General features: G+C 64.5%; 26 protein-coding genes and 1 pseudogene. 17 read left to right on the top strand and 10 right to left on the bottom strand.

What is annotated here, in order from left to right:
• Positions 1–18 precede the first annotated feature (18 nt).
• The 6 genes from KZO24_RS02745 to KZO24_RS02720 all read left to right on the top strand — a co-directional run bounded on the left by KZO24_RS02745 (position 19) and on the right by KZO24_RS02720 (position 3,219).
• Positions 19–774, top strand: a complete 756-nt coding sequence (locus tag KZO24_RS02745) for a hypothetical protein (RefSeq protein ID WP_486486797.1) — start codon at positions 19–21, stop codon at positions 772–774.
• Positions 775–794: 20 nt separating this feature from the next.
• Entirely contained in the window at positions 795–1,178 is a 384-nt protein-coding gene (locus tag KZO24_RS02740; RefSeq protein WP_486486796.1) for a hypothetical protein, read from the top strand.
• Positions 1,179–1,224: 46 nt separating this feature from the next.
• Positions 1,225–1,932: a glycoside hydrolase family protein gene (locus tag KZO24_RS02735; protein WP_486486795.1), complete on the top strand. Its 708-nt coding sequence runs from the start codon at positions 1,225–1,227 to the stop codon at positions 1,930–1,932.
• Positions 1,929–2,276, top strand: a complete 348-nt coding sequence (locus KZO24_RS02730) for a ubiquitination-like system serine protease family protein (protein ID WP_486486794.1) — start codon at positions 1,929–1,931, stop codon at positions 2,274–2,276. The genes KZO24_RS02735 and KZO24_RS02730 overlap by 4 nt, the downstream gene beginning before the upstream one ends.
• Entirely contained in the window at positions 2,273–2,833 is a 561-nt protein-coding gene (locus KZO24_RS02725; protein ID WP_486486793.1) for a hypothetical protein, read from the top strand. Before KZO24_RS02730 ends, KZO24_RS02725 begins: the two co-directional genes overlap by 4 nt.
• Positions 2,834–3,036: 203 nt before the next feature.
• A complete protein-coding gene (locus tag KZO24_RS02720; RefSeq protein ID WP_486486792.1) occupies positions 3,037–3,219 on the top strand; it encodes a hypothetical protein in 183 nt (60 codons plus the stop codon).
• 22 nt (positions 3,220–3,241) lie between these two features.
• On the opposite strand, the gene KZO24_RS02715 is transcribed toward KZO24_RS02720, so the two are convergent.
• Both KZO24_RS02715 and KZO24_RS02710 read right to left on the bottom strand, forming a co-directional pair.
• Positions 3,242–3,655, bottom strand: coding sequence for a hypothetical protein (locus KZO24_RS02715; protein WP_486486791.1), 414 nt, complete (start codon positions 3,653–3,655; stop codon positions 3,242–3,244).
• Between the two features lie 311 nt (positions 3,656–3,966).
• The gene (locus KZO24_RS02710) at positions 3,967–4,233 is read right to left on the bottom strand and encodes a hypothetical protein (protein ID WP_486486790.1); all 267 of its coding nucleotides are present in this window, start codon (positions 4,231–4,233) and stop codon (positions 3,967–3,969) included.
• Positions 4,234–4,348: 115 nt separating this feature from the next.
• Between KZO24_RS02710 and KZO24_RS02705 the strand changes: the two genes are divergently transcribed.
• Entirely contained in the window at positions 4,349–4,633 is a 285-nt protein-coding gene (locus KZO24_RS02705) for a hypothetical protein (protein ID WP_486486789.1), read from the top strand.
• Positions 4,582–4,977, top strand: coding sequence for an SOS response-associated peptidase family protein (locus KZO24_RS02700; RefSeq protein WP_486487134.1), 396 nt, complete (start codon positions 4,582–4,584; stop codon positions 4,975–4,977). The genes KZO24_RS02705 and KZO24_RS02700 overlap by 52 nt, the downstream gene beginning before the upstream one ends.
• Before the next feature lie 140 nt (positions 4,978–5,117).
• Here KZO24_RS02700 and KZO24_RS02695 read toward each other — a convergent pair whose 3' ends face one another.
• Positions 5,118–5,606 (bottom strand): hypothetical protein, encoded by a 489-nt coding sequence (locus tag KZO24_RS02695; protein ID WP_486486788.1) that lies wholly within the window; start codon positions 5,604–5,606, stop codon positions 5,118–5,120.
• A gap of 123 nt (positions 5,607–5,729) precedes the next feature.
• Here KZO24_RS02695 and KZO24_RS02690 point away from each other — a divergent pair, with 123 nt between their 5' ends.
• Positions 5,730–5,984: a hypothetical protein gene (locus KZO24_RS02690; protein ID WP_486486787.1), complete on the top strand. Its 255-nt coding sequence runs from the start codon at positions 5,730–5,732 to the stop codon at positions 5,982–5,984.
• A 153-nt stretch (positions 5,985–6,137) separates the two neighbouring features.
• Here KZO24_RS02690 and KZO24_RS02685 read toward each other — a convergent pair whose 3' ends face one another.
• From KZO24_RS02685 to KZO24_RS02675, 3 genes are all read right to left on the bottom strand, one after another.
• On the bottom strand, positions 6,138–6,710 hold the full coding sequence (locus KZO24_RS02685; protein WP_486486786.1) for a DUF1643 domain-containing protein: 573 nt from the start codon (positions 6,708–6,710) through the stop codon (positions 6,138–6,140).
• Complete coding sequence (locus KZO24_RS02680) at positions 6,688–7,818, bottom strand: hypothetical protein (RefSeq protein ID WP_486486785.1); 1,131 nt, start codon at positions 7,816–7,818, stop codon at positions 6,688–6,690. Before KZO24_RS02680 ends, KZO24_RS02685 begins: the two co-directional genes overlap by 23 nt.
• A gap of 242 nt (positions 7,819–8,060) precedes the next feature.
• A complete protein-coding gene (locus KZO24_RS02675; protein ID WP_155986174.1) occupies positions 8,061–8,264 on the bottom strand; it encodes a hypothetical protein in 204 nt (67 codons plus the stop codon).
• A 177-nt stretch (positions 8,265–8,441) separates the two neighbouring features.
• Between KZO24_RS02675 and serS the strand changes: the two are divergent.
• The 4 genes and pseudogenes from serS to KZO24_RS02655 all read left to right on the top strand — a co-directional run bounded on the left by serS (position 8,442) and on the right by KZO24_RS02655 (position 12,770).
• Positions 8,442–9,723 (top strand): annotated as a pseudogene (gene serS / locus KZO24_RS02670) (serine--tRNA ligase).
• Positions 9,724–9,904: 181 nt separating this feature from the next.
• Entirely contained in the window at positions 9,905–10,666 is a 762-nt protein-coding gene (gene surE, locus KZO24_RS02665; RefSeq protein ID WP_008833525.1) for a 5'/3'-nucleotidase SurE, read from the top strand.
• Complete coding sequence (locus KZO24_RS02660) at positions 10,666–11,748, top strand: LysM peptidoglycan-binding domain-containing M23 family metallopeptidase (protein WP_271184691.1); 1,083 nt, start codon at positions 10,666–10,668, stop codon at positions 11,746–11,748. The genes surE and KZO24_RS02660 overlap by 1 nt, the downstream gene beginning before the upstream one ends.
• Positions 11,745–12,770, top strand: coding sequence for a potassium channel family protein (locus tag KZO24_RS02655; protein ID WP_008833527.1), 1,026 nt, complete (start codon positions 11,745–11,747; stop codon positions 12,768–12,770). Before KZO24_RS02660 ends, KZO24_RS02655 begins: the two co-directional genes overlap by 4 nt.
• Positions 12,771–12,934: 164 nt before the next feature.
• On the opposite strand, the gene KZO24_RS02650 is transcribed toward KZO24_RS02655, so the two are convergent.
• Positions 12,935–13,327 carry a DUF1761 domain-containing protein gene (locus KZO24_RS02650; RefSeq protein ID WP_008833528.1) on the bottom strand — a complete coding sequence of 131 codons (393 nt, stop codon included), beginning with the start codon at positions 13,325–13,327 and terminating at the stop codon, positions 12,935–12,937.
• 166 nt (positions 13,328–13,493) lie between these two features.
• Between KZO24_RS02650 and rimO the strand changes: the two genes are divergently transcribed.
• From rimO to KZO24_RS02630, 4 genes are all read left to right on the top strand, one after another.
• Positions 13,494–14,837 carry a 30S ribosomal protein S12 methylthiotransferase RimO gene (rimO, locus tag KZO24_RS02645; protein ID WP_486486784.1) on the top strand — a complete coding sequence of 448 codons (1,344 nt, stop codon included), beginning with the start codon at positions 13,494–13,496 and terminating at the stop codon, positions 14,835–14,837.
• Positions 14,838–15,127: 290 nt separating this feature from the next.
• A complete protein-coding gene (gene tenA, locus KZO24_RS02640; RefSeq protein ID WP_271184689.1) occupies positions 15,128–15,790 on the top strand; it encodes a thiaminase II in 663 nt (220 codons plus the stop codon).
• A gap of 244 nt (positions 15,791–16,034) precedes the next feature.
• On the top strand, positions 16,035–16,796 hold the full coding sequence (locus KZO24_RS02635) for a competence/damage-inducible protein A (protein WP_271184688.1): 762 nt from the start codon (positions 16,035–16,037) through the stop codon (positions 16,794–16,796).
• Entirely contained in the window at positions 16,786–17,349 is a 564-nt protein-coding gene (locus tag KZO24_RS02630) for a hypothetical protein (RefSeq protein WP_430097377.1), read from the top strand. Before KZO24_RS02635 ends, KZO24_RS02630 begins: the two co-directional genes overlap by 11 nt.
• 104 nt (positions 17,350–17,453) lie before the next feature.
• Here KZO24_RS02630 and KZO24_RS02625 read toward each other — a convergent pair whose 3' ends face one another.
• The 3 genes from KZO24_RS02625 to rplK form a co-directional block, all read right to left on the bottom strand.
• A complete protein-coding gene (locus KZO24_RS02625) occupies positions 17,454–18,302 on the bottom strand; it encodes a TauD/TfdA dioxygenase family protein (RefSeq protein WP_271184686.1) in 849 nt (282 codons plus the stop codon).
• Between the two features lie 286 nt (positions 18,303–18,588).
• Positions 18,589–19,287 (bottom strand): 50S ribosomal protein L1, encoded by a 699-nt coding sequence (gene rplA / locus KZO24_RS02620; RefSeq protein WP_008830815.1) that lies wholly within the window; start codon positions 19,285–19,287, stop codon positions 18,589–18,591.
• Between the two features lie 4 nt (positions 19,288–19,291).
• Positions 19,292–19,723, bottom strand: coding sequence for a 50S ribosomal protein L11 (gene rplK / locus KZO24_RS02615; RefSeq protein ID WP_008830816.1), 432 nt, complete (start codon positions 19,721–19,723; stop codon positions 19,292–19,294).
• Between the last annotated feature and the right edge of the window lie 136 nt (positions 19,724–19,859).

Genomic DNA, 19,859 nt, shown 5'->3' with positions numbered 1-19,859 from the left:
TTTAGAGCGCGATCCAAGATGCGCAGCCTCCGCCGACGCTCACCGCTCCCGGGCCACGGTAAATCCACCCGCAGCCCCGACAGCTGCAACAACTACCACGGCCATTGCCGCACCGATGATCTTCCGAGCCATGATTCTCTCGATATTCTGCATCTTACGTGCGGCAAAGTGAAAATTACCTGCGGTTTGTTAATCCGTAAAATTCCCGGATTGGAACTGCCATTTCAGGGGGCGTACCCCATGAGTTTCGACAGCTTTGCCGTTCAGGCAATCGCAAAGGGGCCGCGAACACTCGCGCCGCCCAGCTTCGAGGGGCATGGCTGGCTTGTCGTCATCAATATGATGCTGACGACGACGGCCGCCATCCTTGCTCTCATGCTCGCTGGAAAGCTCATCAAGGACTGGTTGCGAAATCGGCCAGATGACGGCTGGCCTACGCCTACCGCGATTTACCGGGCACTGGGTATCTTCGGCTCCTTCGCGGTGTTTATCGTCTGCGGGATGGAGGCGTTGACACTGTGGGGCTGGAATCCCCGCGATCCGGTGGGCACAGCCTGGTTCCTGACTGCCCAGCGCCTTGTCGCCCCGTTCGGCCGGTTCTTCACCTTCGGGTGGATCGGCCTCTACGTTCTCGCCGAACCGGCCATGATCGCTCATCTGCGAAAGCAACCGTTCCCTCTCCGCATGTGGCCGCGCCTGCGGCTGCTCTACCGACCCGCCATGATTGCCCTGTTGGCGCTGGTCGCATCCGTGGGCGTGGTATCCACCCGATGATCGCCAAGGGGGCAATAACTATGGGGGCCGTTCTTCCGGTCATGGCAGCGGCAGTCGTGGAGGAAAAGGGCGCGACCGTCGCCACCTCCGCGCCGGTAATCTGGCATTTGCTGGGCTATCCATTCGAAGCGGGCAGCATGATCGCTGCCCTGTGCGCGTGCCTCGCGGTGCGCTTCTATGCCGTCCAGACAGAGCGTGAGAAGCACCGCTGGACCGTCGATATCCCTGTTCACCTGCTGGCGCTGATGTTCACCGCCGGCACCGTCATGGCGCGGCGCCCGATCCCGATCGAGGGTCTGATGATCGGCACCGGCATGGGCGCGCTAGGCGCGGGCATCATCACGCTCGCGCTCAGCTGGGTGAAGAGGAACACACCCACGTTCGGCGACGAGCCGAACAACTGACACCCCGCGCTGCGACGCGCACCTCATTCCCAACAGGAGACAGACTATGGCGACCATCACCGGCCGCGCACTTGGCGTGCCTGGCGCGAAGCTCATCAAGAAGTGGGAGGGGTGCGCCAAGAAGCGCGCCGATGGCCGCTTCGACGCCTATCCCGACCCCGGCAGCGCGGACGGCAAGCCGTGGACCATCGGGTGGGGATCGACCGGCCCGGACGTGAAGCCCGGCGTGATCTGGACACAGGCGCAGTGCGATGCGCGCTTCGACGTGGAGATCGTGAAGTACGTCAGGGAGGTCGCAGCCTTCCTCGGCAGCGCGCCGACGACGCAGAACCAGTTCGATGCCTTGGTCTCCTTCCACTACAATACCGGAGCCATCGCATCCTCGCAGCTGGGCAAGCTCCACAAGGCCGCCCGCTTCGACGATGCGGCGGATCAGTTCGGGCGCTGGATCTACAACGATGGCAAGCCGATGAACGGCCTGAAGTCGCGCCGCGCCGACGAGGCTGCGCTGTACGAGAGCGCGATCCCGGCCGCCGTGAAGCAGCCGCTCCCTGCGCCCACCGTCGACGTGCGCGTGGTGAATGCGGGCTCTGGCCTGAATGTGCGCGCGAAGCCGTCTGCGTCCGCCGCGAAGCTCGGATCGCTGCCGCGCGGCGCCAGCGTGACGGTGCTGCAGGATACCGGCGACTGGGTCCGCTTCGTCTACCAGGGCAAGGAAGCCTGGGTGAACGATCAGTTCCTGACCGCCGCATGAGCGTTCCTGCCTACACCTACGGCGGCCGAGCTGTGCTGATGAAGTACGATGATGGCCGCGAGCGCATCGCTTTCCGCTGCCCAGGATGCCAGAGCCAGCATGTTTGCAGCGTGAATGGCAACAACACTTGGCAGTGGAGCGGGAGCCTGGACCGGCCCACTCTCACCCCTTCGGTCAACGTAACGTACAACGGCGCTGATGCGGGACAGGATCGCGGCGATGGCAGCAAGGCTCCTCCAGCCGTCTGCCACTCCTTCGTGACCGACGGGCGCATTCAGTTTCTCGACGATTGCACCCACCATCTCGCCGGTCAGACCGTCGACATTCCGGAGTGGAAATCATGATCGGCCGCCTTCTCACCCCCGCCGCCGCCAAGGTGCTGGCGGGCATAGCCACCGCGCTGCTGGTCGCCTGCATCTGCCTGACCTTCTGGGGGCGCGCCGAAAGTGCCCGCGCCGACGCCTGGCAGGTGAAGTCAATCGCCGAGCGCGACAATCACCGCGCGACCAAGGCGAACTTTCGTGCCGCGCAGGATGCCGCAGCTGCTGCAGCCCGCGCACGGCGCCTAGAAACCGAGCGGCACTCCGCTGCCCTAGCCAAGGAAATCGACCATGCGAATGATGAAGCTGATCGGTGGCGCACTGCTGCTCGCCGGTTCGCCGATGCTGGGGGCCTGCCAGACAGCGACCGAATCTCCGCTGCAGGTGCGCCCGGCCGAGCCGGAGCCGCAGGCGAAGCTGGCCCTGCCCCGGGCGATGATCGATCCGGTGCCCCTGCCCTCGTTTGGCTCAGCCGCCGGGACTTCGACACCCTGACGGGCAATACCGACCGGCTGCTGCGGCTCCATGCGCTGGGAGAGCGATGGATTGCCGAAGGGTGGGCGATTAAGGCGGAGGATTGAAGGCAGGTGACCGTCATTGTCATAATCCCACCGTAAACAATCGTGTACGACACCCCTGCGACCCGAAGGGCTCTGCAGCCCTTGCACTAACTGGCCCGGACCTCACCTGAGCGCCGGGCCTTCTTGCGTCGGTGAACCAACCGCAACCTGCTGAGTTTATGTCGGTACGCCGGGGCGTTCAAGCACCCGGCCGGGAGAGAGCCATGACCGAAGACACCCCGCACGAGCATCCCGAAGTCGACGCAGTGACCGCCGAAGAGGTCGTTACTGGCATGACCGACGAACAGCTCATCACCGCCTGGGATTCGGTCACGGATCCTGAAAACCTGACGGTGATCGAGCAAGAAGTGTTGGCGGAAATCGAGCGGCGCAACATCGACCTGTAGACGAGGACGGCCGGTCGCCCGGTCAGTAGCTGACGAAGTCCAGTTCGGCCTCTTCCAGCGCCGCGAACATGTCACCATCGGCGCCGCACTCTCGCAGGCGTGCGGCTGCTTCCTCTGGCGTGCCATCCAGCGGCCATTTCGGATCCTGCCGGGCAGCGCGTATCAGTTTCGTCAGCAGTCCCCGTTCAGGCTGGCGCAGCAGCCATCGCCCGAACGGCCCACGCTCTGCCGCCGTTTGCGTGCTGCCCGTGTCACGCAACCGGCTATCCTTGGGTGCCGGTGTGAATGCGCGATGGTCGACCGGCGTCTTGGTGATGTCCTGCCAGCGCCCTGCCCCAGCGCAAATTTTCCCGACCTCGCGCCGAAGGTCGTCCAGCGATTGCTTCTGCATCGTCGTCTCCTTGCTCATCTCACGCGCCTGCAAGCCTGCTTCCATGCATGCTCGTCTGGCGGCGCCAGCTCGAAATCACCCTGCCGTCGATCTGTCGGCCCGACCGAGATCGGTCGCACGATCTTGCGCAGGTAGAAGTTCGACCGGCACACCCTGCACCAGAACCGCCGCCGTGCCGGCTGAAACCGGTCGTCCCAGCGCCGCCGGTGGAAATGCCACCAAAGGCAGTGCGCCTGAAAGCGCGCCACGTTCCCGCACTTGCAAGTGACCAGGACTGACCGATTGAGCGTGGCGCATTCGAAGATGCTCGTGGGCTCCAGAGAGCCCACCCTCGTCATCCGCGGCATGCTTCCACATTACTCGGGCGGCGGCAGCGCGAGTTCGATCTGATCGTCATCTACTTCGACGCCGCAGAACCGCAGGTCGAGGACCGGGATGTCAGCAACATCGCGCGTCATCTCGGCCTTGTCGCGCAGGCGGTGCAGGAGTGCAGGAACGACGTCGCGCAACGACGCTTGGTCCGCATCGCTCGCACCTTCTCGATCGGCCATACGCCAGCGCTGCTGGGCCAATTCGATCAGGGTATCATCGGGTAACGGGTGCCCGAGCGTGGGGTAGCCCATGGGGAATGCCTTTCGCGAATCATCAGGCCGCGCTTATAGCATGTTCCTTATTTGTTCTCATATGGTGCGAATCGGCTGGCGTTGACTTCCGCGATGCCCGGGGCATCATCGCCCGATGTGCAACCTCTATAGGATGAACGCGAAGGAAGCCGAAACGGCCAAGCTGTTCGGCGCGCGCTTCACCAGCGGCACGAACCACGCCGCCGAAGTCTGGCCAGGCTATACCGGCCTCGTCATCGAAGGGGGCGAGCTGCGGGCTATGTCCTGGGGCTTCCCCGCCATGCGGTCAGCAAGAAGACGGGCAAGCCGCTCAAGCCCTCCCCAGTCAACAACGCCCGAGACGACAAGCTGCGGATCTACCCGATCTGGAAAGACAGCTTCCGAGAGCGGCGCTGCCTGATCCCTGTGACGCAGTGGTGCGAGCCCGAGGGAGAGGATCGGCGCAACACCCGCACATGGTATTCGCTGCCGGATACGGAAGTGTTCGCCGTCGCGGGCATCTGGCGACCGACCGATGAGTGGGGCGATGCTTATTCCATGGTCATGGTCCCAGGCAGCGAGCAGATGTCCGACGTCCACGATCGCATGCCGACCATCCTTCGGCGCGACGACTGGTCACAATGGACCGATGGCGCCCCAGACGATGCCTTCGCTCTCCTGCGCACTTGGGATGGGCCGCTTATGGTGGATCGGACGGACGAGCCGTGGTTTCAGAGAAAGGGCGCCGCCGCCGGGGCGAAGTAGAGCTTTCGCAGATGGCTCCGGTCAACGTGAACCAGAGGAATGCAACTTGGTTACATGCAAGAAGGCCCGGCACTCACCAGCGCCGGGCCTTCTTGGGTCACATTGCGATGTAAACGTTAACGACCTCGCAGTCGGCCTGGTCAGAACGCTAGCTCACGGAAGCCTCGAGGGTTCACCTCACGGGCGGCATCCCGGAAAGCGTCTTTCGGCTTTTCGTGTTCACGAAGGCACGCGGTAATCAGCAGTACAGGGAAAATGAATACCGTGCAGATCAATGCGATGGGATTGGAAATGAGCACCGACAGGAAATAGCGGGGCATGAGACCAATAGTGCGTTCCACCATTGGCGACTTGGGAGCAGATTGCCCATGTACCTTCTTGAAAATGGCGCGGAGCATCGCATACGGCACTATCCAACCTGCATGGAAGGAAAGGGCAGTGTCGAGCACCCGGTTAATGAAAAGCCGCTCTTGATGCGTGCAGTCAGGGCGATCCAGCATATCACGCGCGCGTTCGAACAGAACCACGCGCATGGGGTAAGCCTTACGCACGAGCCAGCCATATAGAAGGATGCCACCGAAAAGAACGGCGGCAACAGCGGCCAATCCTAAGGGTGTTTCCTGCTCCATCGTTCGCGCTCCTAGCGATTCGTTATGTTTTTAACAAGTAGACTGCTACTAAGGTTGCAATCGATATAGTTAACGGCGCCGCTTCTTTCCACTCGCTGAACGGATAGCGTTGAGCGATCGCCGTTGCCGGCCGATCTCACGATCGATGATGAAAATTTTGGCGGCCACCGCCAAGAGCCAACCGCACGGGAATGCAGCAGTGTTTTGGTACGACCATGTGACGATGTCGCTGATTGGCTTCCAGACATCTTTGCACGCGCCGAACCCCCGATCACGACAAAATACCATACCGTCGCCGCGCCGATGGCGCGCAAGGAAAACGGCGACGGTTCGGCCGCCACCTTCTTCCTATTGGCGGCGACCTGGGCTCGCCTCTGATGTCGATTCGAACCCAATTCTTCCGCCTTGCTTATCCAACACCCGGATCAGCCGCGAGTAAAGAGAAGAATGAACCGGTCAAGACCTGTCTCCAAGCATATTGAGCGGAAACAGGAGTTTTACTCGGAAACTTACTTCCGCTTTGGCTCTTTATTACGGCAGAGCGATTTTCGGCTGAGAACGGCTCCACCCGGTCGGGGGCCGAGAGTTCGGGATCGCTTGCCTACCTCTGGCCAACGGGTGCAGCGGCCAACCATCCGGAGATTCCCCAAGGCACAGTAATGATCGCCCCGGCGTGCCGAACTTCGCCAATGCTCGCTGAAATTCCTGATTATGGCGGCGCGGCGCTTCCACACCAGTTGCTACGAACCATATACCCGCTCTGGTAGCCGCCTCGGAAATCGCTCGGTCGTTTTCGACCATCATTTTCTCGGTCAGTCGGCCGTCCTTAATCGCTGGCCATAGTTCGGCTGGATATGGAGTGATCCATGGCCAGACGTTGACGCCGATGAAGCCGCCAGCCCCCACCACCATGCTAAAATGCCGCATGCGGCGGCCGGTCTGGTCAAGATCATCTGCATTCATGGTCGACGGGTTGCACTGGAGCCACGCGGCCAGCGGCTTTCGATCGTCCCAGATGTGGGAGACAGAAAGCCGGCACAGCCCGTCGAAAGCGAACTCCACGGATCCTGACGTGAACAGGTCACGCACGGCGTGCAGCTTCACTCTCGCGCAGGCGCCTGTCGATCGCGTCGCGGCATGACGGCAGACCATTCGCGGCGCTGTCATTGAGGTCGACCTCCAGATGTCCGAGCATCAGGCGATTGACGTTGCGGTTGAGGATCAACTCCCAACGATAGTCCGTGCCGTATTGCGCATTGAGCGCTGCATTGCATCGGTCGAGATAATCCAGCCGCGCTTTGTCGGCGAACAGGTCCGCCATCGCCTCACGCGCGACGCGGAACCCGGCCGCATTGCGGTGCCCGCCGCCGCCCTGCCCCTTTGCCACCTCACTCACGTCGCCGCGCTCATCGCAGCTGCGAAGCGACCATGTTACGGCCGTCTCGCTGGTAACCGACATGGCAGCGAACGGCGCGGCTGGATGCTTGTCGAGCAGGTGGTGGCCTACGGCCGACACCAGGGAGTAAGGGCATTCGACGGCAATCGCCCCTCCCACGCCGCCGATGGCCTGGACGTGCGCCCTCCCCGCGATCTCGGCAATCAACCGAGCCCGCCACCCGTAGATCACCTCACCTTGGCGGATGATGCTGGTTGGATCGTGCTTGAGATCGTTGGCCAGGTCATCCATCGCCAGGATCGACATGTCCGTCGATTGGATGACGAGGTGGATCAGTTCCGCAGGATCGGACGTGCCGGGCGCGAACTGCCAGAGGTCGTAGCGCTCAGCGGCGTCCACCAGACGCGGTGCGGAGAACTCCGGGAATGCAAAGTCCCATGCCAGGCGCGCGCCGCTGCGATCCATGTCGAACAGAGCGATGACCGGAGGCAATCCCGAATCACCCAGTGCGCGCAGCATCTGGGGAACGTCGCCGAGATTGAAGTCGGCGGCTGGTACCTGGAAATGCGCCAGTGCTTCCCGCGCCGTCTTATGATGATCGAGGATGATGATTGACCGCGCGCCCGCTGTGACCATCGCACCGAGATCATCGGTCGGGAACGAGAAGTCCACCATGAGGATGTTCTTGCCCGCGACATCGCTCGGCGGCTGGAAGCCATAGTTCGATGCGACGTAGTTCGGGGTGTCGCCCCAGCGTCGCCAGCATGCCCAGGCGGCAACAATTCCATCGGCGCACTTGTCATGATATATGACCATATCCGGCGCCCACGAGAACGCCTCGTGAACAGGCGTGGTCAGCAAATGGTCAGCGGATGCCGATATGTTCGCGATCTGATCGCCTGACGTTCCAGATTGACCGGACGCATTTGTGCCGTTATTCACGGTTTCTCACCCTTCACACGGGTGGGGTCACAGGTTCAATCCCTGTCGCGCCCACCATCCTTCTCCAAGGATGGTGACTTCGCCTCCGGCGATCTTCCTGAAACTGATCTTGCGTCCTAGTCGGCCGGTGCCTTCTGCACGGCGCCCGGATCGGCACCGGGACGCTGCAGGACACCGATCGAGGTGGCGGCGATTCCCGCCGCGATCACGAACATCACGGCAAGCCCCGCCGCCATCCAGACGATCTTTCGCACGCCCTTGCGCGTGCCGGGCGAGGCGTGGCGTTCGTTCATCGGATCGTTCGGGTCTTCTTCGAGCAATTCACGCACTCCGGGTCCGACAGCCCTGCGGCGGCTGTCACCGGTGCAACGATCCCCTTGCCGCGTTGTTGCCGATTGCAATGTCGGGCCATAAGCACGTTTCAACGGCCGATCGGCGTCATAAACCGGCGCGGCGTCTTGCGGGCGCAACGCCCGCGCGGCATAGGCAGCGGCACTATGCACGACATCCGCCAGATCCGCGAAAATCCCGAAGCCTTCGACGCCGGCCTCGCCCGCCGGGGCGTAGCGCCCGTTGCCGCCAGCCTCGTCGCCCTCGACGAGCAGCGCCGCGCCGTCGCGACGCGCATGCAGGAAGGGCAGAACCGCCGCAACGAAGCCTCCAAGGCGATCGGCAAGGCCATGGGTTCGGGCGACACCGCCACGGCCGAGGCACTCAAGGCCGAAGTCGCGACGCTCAAGGATACCCTCCCCGCGCTCGAAGCCGAGGAGAAGGCACTTTCCGCGCAGCTTCAGGACGCGCTGGCGGGCCTGCCCAACATTCCCGTCGCCGAAGTGCCGGACGGCGAGGACGAGATCGCAGAACGTCGAAGTCTCGCGCTGGGGCACGCCGCGCGAATTCGCCTTCACGTCCAGGGAACATGCCGACCTCGGCCCCGCACTCGGCCTCGATTTCGAAACGGGCGCGAAGCTGTCGGGTGCGCGCTTCACCTTCCTCAAGGGCCAGATGGCGCGCCTGCACCGCGCGCTCGCGCAGTTCATGCTCGACACGCAGACGGCGACCAACGGCTACATGGAATGCGCCGTGCCGCTGCTGGTCAAGGACGAGGCCGTCTACGGCACCGGCCAGTTGCCCAAGTTCTCCGAGGATCTGTTCAGGACCACCGACGGCCGCTGGCTGATCCCGACGGCCGAAGTCTCGCTGACCAACGCGGTCTCGGGCGACATCCTGAACCCCGAGACACTGCCCCTGCGCATGACTGCCCTCACCCCCTGCTTCCGCTCGGAAGCGGGGGCAGCCGGGCGTGACACGCGCGGGTTCATCCGCCAGCACCAGTTCGAGAAGGTCGAACTCGTCACCATCGCCAAGCCGGAAGAGAGCGAGGCCGAACACGAGCGCATGGTCAAGGCCGCCGAGGGCATTCTCGAAGCACTCGGCCTGCCCTACCGCAAGGTGCTGCTCTGCGCGGGCGACATGGGCGCGACGGCGCGCAAGACCTTCGACCTCGAAGTCTGGCTGCCGGGTCAGGCCGCTTACCGCGAGATCAGCTCGATCTCGAACTGCGGCGACTATCAGGCCCGCCGCATGAACGCGCGCTACAAGCCGGAAGGCTCGAAGAAGACCGAGTTCGTGCACACGCTCAACGGCTCGGGCCTCGCGGTCGGCCGCACGCTGGTCGCGGTTCTGGAGAACTATCAGCAGGAGGACGGCTCGGTTCTGGTGCCCGAGGTGCTCAAGCCGTGGATGGGCGGGATCGAGAAGCTGGAAGCGCTGGTCTGAGCGAGCACCCTTCCTCGTCCCACCCTTCCTCGTCATTGCGAGCATAGCGAAGCAATCCAGGGCAGCTCGATTCCGCCCTGGATCGCCACGGACCTGCGGCCCTCGCGATGACGAAAGAAAATACGGTGCCGCAACGGGTTCGCGTAGCCTCCCTTGCGCAACTATGGTTAAAGGCATGAATATGCGCATTCTCCTCACCAATGACGACGGCATCAACGCCCCCGGCCTCTATGTGCTGGAGAAGATCGCCGCGCAGCTTTCCGACGACATCTGGATCTGCGCGCCGAGCGAGGAACAGTCCGGCGCGGGGCACTCGCTGACGCTCACCCGCCCGGTGCGGATGCGCCAGCACGCGGAAAAGCGCTTCTCGGTGACCGGCACGCCGACCGATTCGGTGACGATGGGCCTGCGCAAGGCGCTGCCCGGACCGCCCGACCTGATCCTCTCGGGCGTCAATCGCGGCGCCAACCTCGGCGATGACGTGACCTATTCGGGCACCGTCTCGGCCGCGCTGGAGGGCGCGCTGGCGGGTATCCGTTCGATCGCGCTCAGCCAGGTCCCCTCGCGCGAGGACATGGGCGACGGCGTGGACTTCGCCGCCGCCGAGGCATGGGGCGCCAAAGTGCTGCGCCCGCTGCTCGATCAGCCGTTCGCGCCGCGCACGCTGGTCAACGTCAACTTCCCGGCGCTGCCCGCCGATGCGATCAAGGGCATTCGCGTCGTGCGTCAGGGCTTCCACGACTACGCGCGCGGATCGGTCGTCGAGGGCCGCGATCCGCGTGGTTTCCCGTATTACTGGTTCGGCCTCCACGGCATCGAGCACACGCTGGGCCACAACACCGACCTCGAGGCGATCTCGGAGGGCTACATTGCGGTGACGCCGCTGCACCTCGACCTTACCCACGACGCCTCGATGCAGGCGCTGGCGGAGCGTTTCGCCTGATGAAGCGCGCCCTCTTCCTCGCTGCCGCCCTTGCGAGCACGCCCGCTTATGCCGCCGCTCCTAAAGAGGAAGAGACGGTCCACGTCGTCGCGTCCGGCGAAACCCTGAACGGCATCGCCAACCGCGCGGGCGTTTCGACCAGCGCCATCGTCAAGGCCAACGCGCTCAAGGAACCTTACGTGGTCCGCGTCGGCCAGAAGCTGGCAATCCCGCGTGACGGCAAAGCCGCGCAAGTAGCCCGCGCTGCCGACACCGCAGCGCCTGCCGCGAAGAAGGTCGCCACCGCCGCCCGCGTGATCGAGGCTCGCACCCCGGCTGCCGCAGGTGCGCCCGAGTATGAGACCGAACACCTCGTCGCCACCGGCGAAACGCTCGGCGGTATCGCCGCGCGCGCCAAGGTGCCCCGCATCCTCATCGCCGAAGCCAACGGCCTGCAGCCGCCCTATGACGTGCGCGTCGGCCAGAAGCTGCGGATTCCGCGCACCGGCCGCCATCTGGTGAAGACCGGGGAAACCGGCTTCTCGATCTCGATGGACACGGCCGTGCCATGGGATCAGATCGCGCTCGCCAACAGCCTCGATCCGGCCTCGCCGGTGAAGCCGGGCCAGAACCTGCTGATCCCGACCCTGATCGAACCACCCAAGGGTGTCGCGAAGACCATCGTGCCCGCACCCAAGCCGGTGGTTGCGGCCCCGGCACCTCGCTCCGCGCGGTTCGCGTGGCCGCTGACCGGCACCGTGCGGCGCGGGTACATGACGGGTTCCGACTACCACGACGGCATCGACATTCCTGCCGCCAAGGGCACGATGGTCCGTGCGGCTGCTGCCGGAACCGTCAAGTTCGCGGGGGCAGAGAAGAACCAGTTCGGCAACCTCGTCGTGCTCGACCACGGCGACGGCTGGTTCACCGCCTACGGCTTCCTCAGCCGCGTCACGGTGAAGGAAGGCGCGAAAGTCGCCGCCGGGGAACGCGTGGGCCTGGTCGGTGACACCGGGCGCGCCAAGGGCAGCGAACTGCACTTCGAAGTGCGCCAGGACGGCCAGCCCGTCGATCCGCTGGGCCAGTTGCCCAAGGCTCCGTGAAGAAGCCGAAACTGCCTCCCAAGCTGGCGAAGCCGCTCAAGCGCGCGGTCGACCTGCCGGTATGGGCGGACCTTGGCCTCAGGCTGGGCGGCGCCTTCGCGCTGGTGATGCTTGTGGTGCTGCTCCACTGGATCGACCGCGACGGCCTCAAGGACACGCACGACGGGACCGTCAGCTTCCTCGACGTGTTCTATTTCACCATGATCTCGATCACCACGACCGGTTTCGGCGACATTGCGCCGGTCAGCGACAAGTCGCGGCTGATCGAGGCGGTCATCGTCACGCCGATCCGCTTCGCGGTGATCTTCATCTTCGTGGGCACCGCCTACAATTACTTCATCAAGCATAGCTGGGAGAGCTGGCGCATGAAGCGCATTCAGGAACGCCTGTCCGACCATGTCGTCGTGCTGGGCTTCGGCGTCAGCGGCTCGCAGGCGGTACAGGAACTGATCGCGCGCGGCACCGACCCGGCCTGCATCGTCGTCGTCGATCCTTCGGCGGGACGGCTGCGCCATGCCGAGCAGCAGGGCTGCAACGTGCTCGAAGGCGACGCCACCCGCGACGAGACGCTGGCCGCCGTGAGGATCGACGCTGCGCGCACGATCCTCGTCTCGGCGGGGCGCGATGACACCTCGATCCTGATCGTGCTGACCGCGCGCCACCTCGCGCCCGGCGTGCCGATCACGGTGGTGGTGCGCGCCGACGACAACGAACTGCTGGCGCGGCAGGCGGGCGCGGACAACGTCATCAATCCCGTGCGCTTCACCGGCCTGCTGCTGGCAGGCTCGGCGGAGGGGCAGCATATCGCCGAGTACATGTCCGACCTCGCCTCGGTGGATGGGCGGGTGCAGCTGGTCGAACGGCCCGTGCGCCCGGAGGAAGTCGGCAAGTCTCTGGATCAACTGGCCACCGGCAAAGGCGTGCGCATCTATCGCGGCGAGCAGTGCATCGGCTTCTGGGAGCCCGGCGCGAAAGTGCTGGAGGCCGGCGATCTGATCGTGGAGATCGCGGTCACGCCTTGAAGTCTATTCTAAAGTTATCGCAGCAAATCTCGTCATCCCAGCGCAGGCTGGGACCGCTAACCGCAAAAAACCTGCGTAGCGTGAGGGCGCTTTGACGAGGGTTGGGCGCACAGCCGCCAGCGGTCCCAGCCTGCGCTGGGATGACGACAGTGTTTGCAGCAACCTTACCCGAATACCCAGAACACCAACCCCATCGCCAGGTAGGCGACCAGCCAGAACGCGCAGTCGATCACCCGCCGCGCCGGTTCGGTGCGGCTGCGTGAGTGCGTCAGCCACACCGCAGGCATCACGAAGGCGATCGCCAGTCCGCCGCTCTGCATGAAGTAGAGCCAAGGCTTCGCCGCCAGCGTCTCGGCGCCGATCCGGGCAAGCGCATGCCCCAGCATCGCCGCGCTGATGAGGAACACCACGGCCATGGTGATGTAACCGCCCGCACGTTCGGAACTGCCGGGGACGATCTGGCGTCCGTCACGGAACAGCACGGTGTTCCACACGACGCCCGCCGCTACCGCGAGCGCTGCAGCCAGCACGACCGCCAGCCAGTTCACCGGACCCATTTCCAATCCTTCCCTAAGTGCGGCGCCCTGTCTTGCAGGCTCCGTGCACTTGTGCAAGTTTTGCGAATCACCCGCAAAATTCGTTTTTCGTGACTCGGACGCCATTTGCGGGTATCGGGCGCGCCAATCCCATGGCTATCGAACTCCCTCCCCGCCGAAAGTCGGCATGGTCAGCCTCGGCTGCCCGAAAGCGCTCGTCGATTCAGAGCGCATCCTCACCCGCCTGCGCGCGGACGGCTACGACATGAGCCCGGACTATTCCGGCGCCGATGTCGTGCTCGTCAACACCTGCGGCTTCCTCGACTCTGCCAAGGAAGAAAGCCTTGCCGCCATCGGCGAGGCGATCGCCGAGAACGGCCGCGTGATCGTGACCGGCTGCATGGGCAACGAGGCGGAAGCGATCCGCGCCAAGTTCCCGCAAGTCCTCGCGGTGACCGGCGCGCATCAGTACGAGGCGGTCGTCGAGGCGGTGCACGAGGCGGCCCCGCCCGAACTCTCGCCCTACCTCGACCTGATCCCGCAGGCCTACGACGACGCCGGCGTGAAGCTGACGCCGCGCCACTACGGCTACCTCAAGATCTCCGAGGGCTGCAACCACGCCTGCTCGTTCTGCATCATCCCCAGCTTGCGCGGAAAGCTGGCAAGCCGCCGCATCGACGCGGTGCTGCGCGAAGCGGAAAAGCTGGTGCAGGCCGGAACGCGCGAACTGCTCGTCATCAGCCAGGACACTTCGGCCTACGGCGTCGACGTGCGCCACGAGGAACGCATGTGGAAGGACCACGCGGTCCGCACCCACATGACCGACCTCGCCCGCGAACTCGGCGGCCTGAAGGATGCGCAGGGCCGCAAGCCGTGGGTGCGCCTGCACTACGTCTACCCCTACCCGCACGTCGACAACGTCATCCCGCTGATGGCCGAGGGGCTCATCACGCCCTACCTCGACATCCCGTTCCAGCACGCGGCGCCGTCGGTGCTCAAGGCGATGAAGCGCCCGGCGAACGAGGCCAAGGTGCTCGACCGCATCCACAAGTGGCGCGAGATCTGCCCGGATATCGCGATCCGCTCCAGCTTCGTCGTCGGCTTCCCCGGCGAGACGGAGAGCGACTTCCAGTACCTGCTCGACTGGCTCGACGAAGCGCAGCTCGACCGCGTCGGCGCCTTCCGCTTCGAACCGGTCGAGGGGGCCTCGGCGAACCACCTGCCCGATCCGGTGCCGGAAGAGGTCAAGGAAGAGCGCTACCAGCGAATCATGGAAAAGACCGCCGCGATCAGCGCCGCGAAGCTCGCCGCCAAGGTCGGCCGGGTGCTGCCCGTCATCATCGACGAAGTGGGCGAAGCGGACGAAGACGGTGACGTCGGTGCAACCGGCCGCTCGCAGGCTGATGCGCCGGAGATCGACGGCAACGTCTTCCTGCGCGATGCTGCCGGCTTGCAAGTCGGTGATATCGTTGAGGTTCTTGTGGAGGACGCGGACGAGCACGACCTCTATGGGGCCGTTTTGCAAAGTTGACGCTCAGCGCACAGAGGGCGATCGTTGCAAGACATGCAACTGATGTAATGGTTTTCGCGTTTGCGGGAATCACCCTCCGAAAGCATATGAGGGGTGCCTTTCAGGCATCCTCTCCCAAAACTTCTACAGGGCTGGTCTTCGGACCGGCCCTTTCTTTTGCCTGCGTTCCGCGCCCGCGAGGCATGGTCCCCCGGCACTTTCGTCATTGCGATCGCAGCGACGAAGATGGTCATTCGCAATTGATCCTGCTTTAAGCGCGCCCGACTTTCGCATCCGAGGGAACTTCGCGCATGAGCTTTTGCCAAACGGTCTGGGAAGACGTCGCACCGCTGCGCCGGGCGATCCTCGATCACCCCTTCCTGAACGAACTGGCCGCCGGAACGCTCGCGCCCGAAAGTTTCCGGCATTACATCGTGCAGGACAGCCTCTACCTCGCCGAGTATTCCCGCGCCCTCGCTCTCGCCGCGGCGCGCGCACCGACCGCGAGCGGCCGCCTCGAATTCTCCGACGGAGCCAAAGTCGCCGTGCAAGTCGAGGAAGCGTTGCACCAGGCGTTCTTCGCCCAGTTTGGCGTCACCGCCGAGATCGCGGCGGCCAGCGAGCCGACGCCCGCATGCCTCGGCTACACCAGCTACCTTTCCGCACTGGCCGCGACGCGCAGCTACGAGGAACTGATCGCGGGCATCCTCCCGTGCTTCTGGGTCTACTGGGAGGTCGGCTGCGACGTGAAGCCGCGCGCCGCCTCGCCCAATCCCTATGCCGCCTGGATCGACACGTACGCCGCGCCCGCGTTCGGCGAAGCGACCGACCGCGTCCGCGCCCTTGTCGATGAAGCCGCGCAAAACGCCACGGCGTCAACGCGCGCGGCCATGGTCACCGCCTTCCGCAATGCAACGCGCTTCGAATGGATGTTCTGGGATTCCGCCTATCATCGCGCAACCTGGCCGATCTGACGCTCAGCCGCAGAAAGCCCTGGTTTCCCACGATACACGCTTCAAGTTGCATTCCTTGCAACTTTGCTCAATCTTTTCGCATTTGCAGCAAAGCGCGATTCCGAACATAAGGAACTCGCCTTTCAGGCATCCTCTCCCAAAACTTCTACAGGGCTGGTCTTCGGACCGGCCCTTTCTTTTGCGCCCGCGAGCAGATTTGCGAGCCCCCTAGCCCCGCGCGCCCATTTGCCCTAGCGATACCGCCATGGCTTCCCAGCAGCGAATCTTCACCGCCGCCCTCGTCGTCATCGGCGACGAAATCCTCTCGGGCCGCACGCACGACAAGAACATCGCCCAGGTCGCCACCTGGTTGCAGATCCAGGGTATCCGCCTGAAGGAAGTGCGCGTCGTCGCCGACGAGACGCCATCCATCGTCGAGGCGGTGAACACCCTGCGCGCGCGCAACGACTACTGCTTCACCACCGGCGGCATCGGCCCCACGCATGACGACATCACCGTGGACGCCATCGCCGAGGCGCTGGGCGTGCCGGTCATCGTCCATCCCGAAGCCCGCGCGATCCTGGAAGAATACTACACAACGCGCGGCGGCCTGACCGAGGCACGCCTACGGATGGCGCGCACGCCGGACGGTGCCAGCCTGATCCCCAATCGCTACACCGGCGCGCCGGGCATCCGCTGCGGCAACGTGTTCATCATGGCCGGCGTGCCCAGCATCACCGCAGGCATGCTCGACGCACTTTCCGGCCAGCTTGAGGGCGGCGCGCCGTTGCTGTCCGAGACGGTCGGGTGCTGGGTGGGTGAAAGCGAAGTGGCCGAACTGCTGCGCGAAACCGAAAAGACGTTCGAGACCTGCCAGATCGGCTCCTACCCGTTCTGGGGCGAAGGGCGCACCGGCGCGAATTTCGTGATCCGTTCGGTCAGCGCCGAGGATCTCGCCGCCTGCACCCGCGCGCTCGTCGAAGGACTGGCGGCGATGGGCCGCCCGGCGATCCCCGGTGGCATTTGAGCTTGCCGCGTCTGCTGCGATCATGGCCGTGATGGCATCCGCGACTTCGCCGGCAATGCCCGCCGCCACGCTGGAACAGTTCGAGACGGTCCTGCGCCGCCACGACAGCGCAACCCTAGCGCTGGAGGAATGGTGCGGCATGCGCGGCGTCACCGATCCGCGGATCACCGCGCAGACGCTGGCCACCAGCGGCGAGGCTCCTCCCGCAGCGATGCGCGAGCATCTCCGACTTGCGGACGGCGAGACTTTCGCCTTGCGCAATGTGCGCCTGAGCTGCGGCGGCACGGTGCTTTCGGTCGCGTGGAACTGGTACGTCCCGGCACGGCTGACGCCCGCGATGAACGAGGCTCTGCGCGTGACGAATACGCCGTTCGGCAAAGTCGTCGCCCCGCTCGGGTTCAAGCGGCGTCCGCTCGCGACGGTGGCGGGACCGGCGGAGAATTGCCCGGCGAACACGATCTCGACGCATCAGGCGATGCTGGTCCTGCCCGACGGACGCCCGCTGGCTTACCTTGTCGAGTGCTACACGGCGGCCAATCTCACGACTCGTTAAACTCTTCCACGTCATTGCGAGCGAAGCGAAGCAATCCAGGGCTGCACTACGCCGCCCTGGATTGCTTCGCTTCGCTCGCAATGACGAACCGCTTCAAAGCACGGTTACGCCGCGACCGCCTCGGTCCCGGCGATCGAGGTGCGGTGCATCATGCGCCCGGTCGATTTGTCGTAGGGGATCGCCCGGTGCATCGCGCCGGTGTTGTCCCAGATCACGAAGTCGCCCTTGGTCCACTTGTGCCGCAGCGAGAACGCGGGCTGCGCCGCCCATTCCTGCAGGCGGATCAGCATGGCGCGGCCCGCCGGGACTTCCATGCCGACGATGTGGTCCGCCGTGGTGCCGATGACCATCGACTTGCGCCCCGACTCGTGCGTCCACACCAGCGGATGCTCCTTGATCAGGCCGATGCCGAGCACCTTCTCGCGGTGCTTTTCCGGGATGGCATCGGCGATCGGCGAGAGGCTCGCGCGCACCGAATGCACCGCTTTCAGCCCCTCGAGCGCCTGCTTCTCCTCTTCGGGAAGGCCCTCGTAAGCGGCATAAGTGCTGGCGAACTCGGTCTCGCCGCCCTTGTCGGGCGCGATGCGGCAGGACAGCAGCGTCGCGAAGGGCGGCGGCATGTCCACCGTGATGCCGTCCATGTGCCAGAAGAAGGTGCCCAGCACGTATTCGGGCTGCGGGTTGATCTTCTCGTCCAGCGTGACCTGGTAGACGTCCTGGTCGTTGTTCTGCACGTTGTTGCGCGCCGTCAGGCGAATCTTCTCGCCCATCGCCTCGGTGATGGCGAGCTGCTCCTGGTCGGTGAGGTTCGCCTGCGGGAACACCACAACGGTGCGCGCCTCCACCTTGGCGCGAATCGCTGCGGCCGCCTCGGGCGTGAACAAGTCGGCGCGGTCGTCCCAGAGCACGCGCGAACCGATGAATTCCTTGATGTCTTCGAAACGGATAGCCATCTGGCCGTCTCTCCCGGCGTTATGCTGAACATATGTACAGCACGCCAATACACCCGATCGCGGCGAGCGTAAACGGGGCGGAGAACACACCGCCGGGGCGGGCTTCGACAAGCTCAGCCTGAGCGGACGTGGGGAACGGGGGCATGGAGCTAACGCGACATATCACGAACCCCGCTCACCCTGAGCTTGTCGAAGGGTCGCGACCGAGCCCGCCAATGGGACACAAACGAAAAGGGCCGGGAGGTTTCCTCCCGGCCCTTCAAGTCCGTTTACGTCAGCGCTGAAATCAGGCGCCGGCGATCTCGGTGGTGTCGATCTTGAGGCCCGGGCCCATCGAGGACGAGAGCGAGATCTTGCGGACATACTTGCCCTTGGCGCCCGAGGGCTTCGCCTTGACGATGGCGTCCACGAAGGCCGAGAAGTTGGTCTTCAGGTCGGCATCCGAGAACGACATCTTGCCGATGCCGGCGTGGATGATGCCCTGCTTCTCGACGCGGAACTCGATCTGGCCGCCCTTGGCGTCCTTCACGGCCTGCGTCACGTTCGGGGTGACGGTGCCCAGCTTCGGGTTCGGCATCAGGCCCTTGGGGCCCAGCAGCTTGCCGAGACGGCCGACGACGCCCATCATGTCCGGGGTGGCGATGACGCGGTCGTAGTCGAGGTTGCCGGCCTGCATGTCTTCCATGAGGTCTTCGGCGCCAACCTTGTCGGCACCGGCGGCGAGAGCCTCGGCAGCCTTGTCACCCTTGGCGAACACGGCGACGCGAACGGTCTTGCCGGTGCCTGCGGGCAGCGAAACCATGCCGCGGACCATCTGGTCGGCGTGGCGGGGATCGACGCCCAGGTTCATCGCGACTTCGATGGTCTCGTCGAACTTGGTGGCCTTGACGTCACGCAGGGTCTGCAGCGCTTCGTCAACGCCGTAGAGCTTCATGTTGTCGCCGAGCTTGGCTGCGAGAGCCTTCTGGTTCTTGGTCTGCTTCATGGGCTCAGCCCTCCACCACTTCGAGGCCCATCGCGCGAGCGGAACCTTCGATGATCTTCGTTGCGGCCTCGATGTCGTTGGCATTGAGGTCGGCCATCTTGACCTGGGCGATCTCGGACAGCTTCGAACGCGCGATCTTACCGGCGGAAATCTTGCCCGGCTCCTTCGAGCCCGACTTCAGACCGGCGGCCTTCTTGATGAGGAAGGTGGCAGGCGGCGTCTTCGTGACGAAGGTGAAGCTGCGGTCGGCGTAGACGGTGATGATGGTCGGGATCGGCATGCCGTTCTCGAGTTCCTGCGTGGCGGCATTGAACGCCTTGCAGAATTCCATGATGTTCACGCCGCGCTGACCCAGAGCCGGACCGATCGGCGGCGACGGGTTGGCCTTGCCTGCAGGAACCTGCAGCTTGATGTAACCGGTAATCTTCTTGGCCATGGGGCCGCTCCTTTTCACACTGTCGCCCCGGTTTCCCGAGGCTCATGTCTAGCGGTTTTGGCGGGGCGCCGTGTGATCAGCACCCTCCCGCAGGGAATCGGGCACGGCAAGGCCATGTCCGAAGGGGGCGCCCCTA

Source organism: Novosphingobium sp. NFX11, assembly GCF_057376415.1.
Note: the sequence above shows the minus strand (reverse complement) of the source record. Positions and strands in the feature narration are given on the sequence as shown.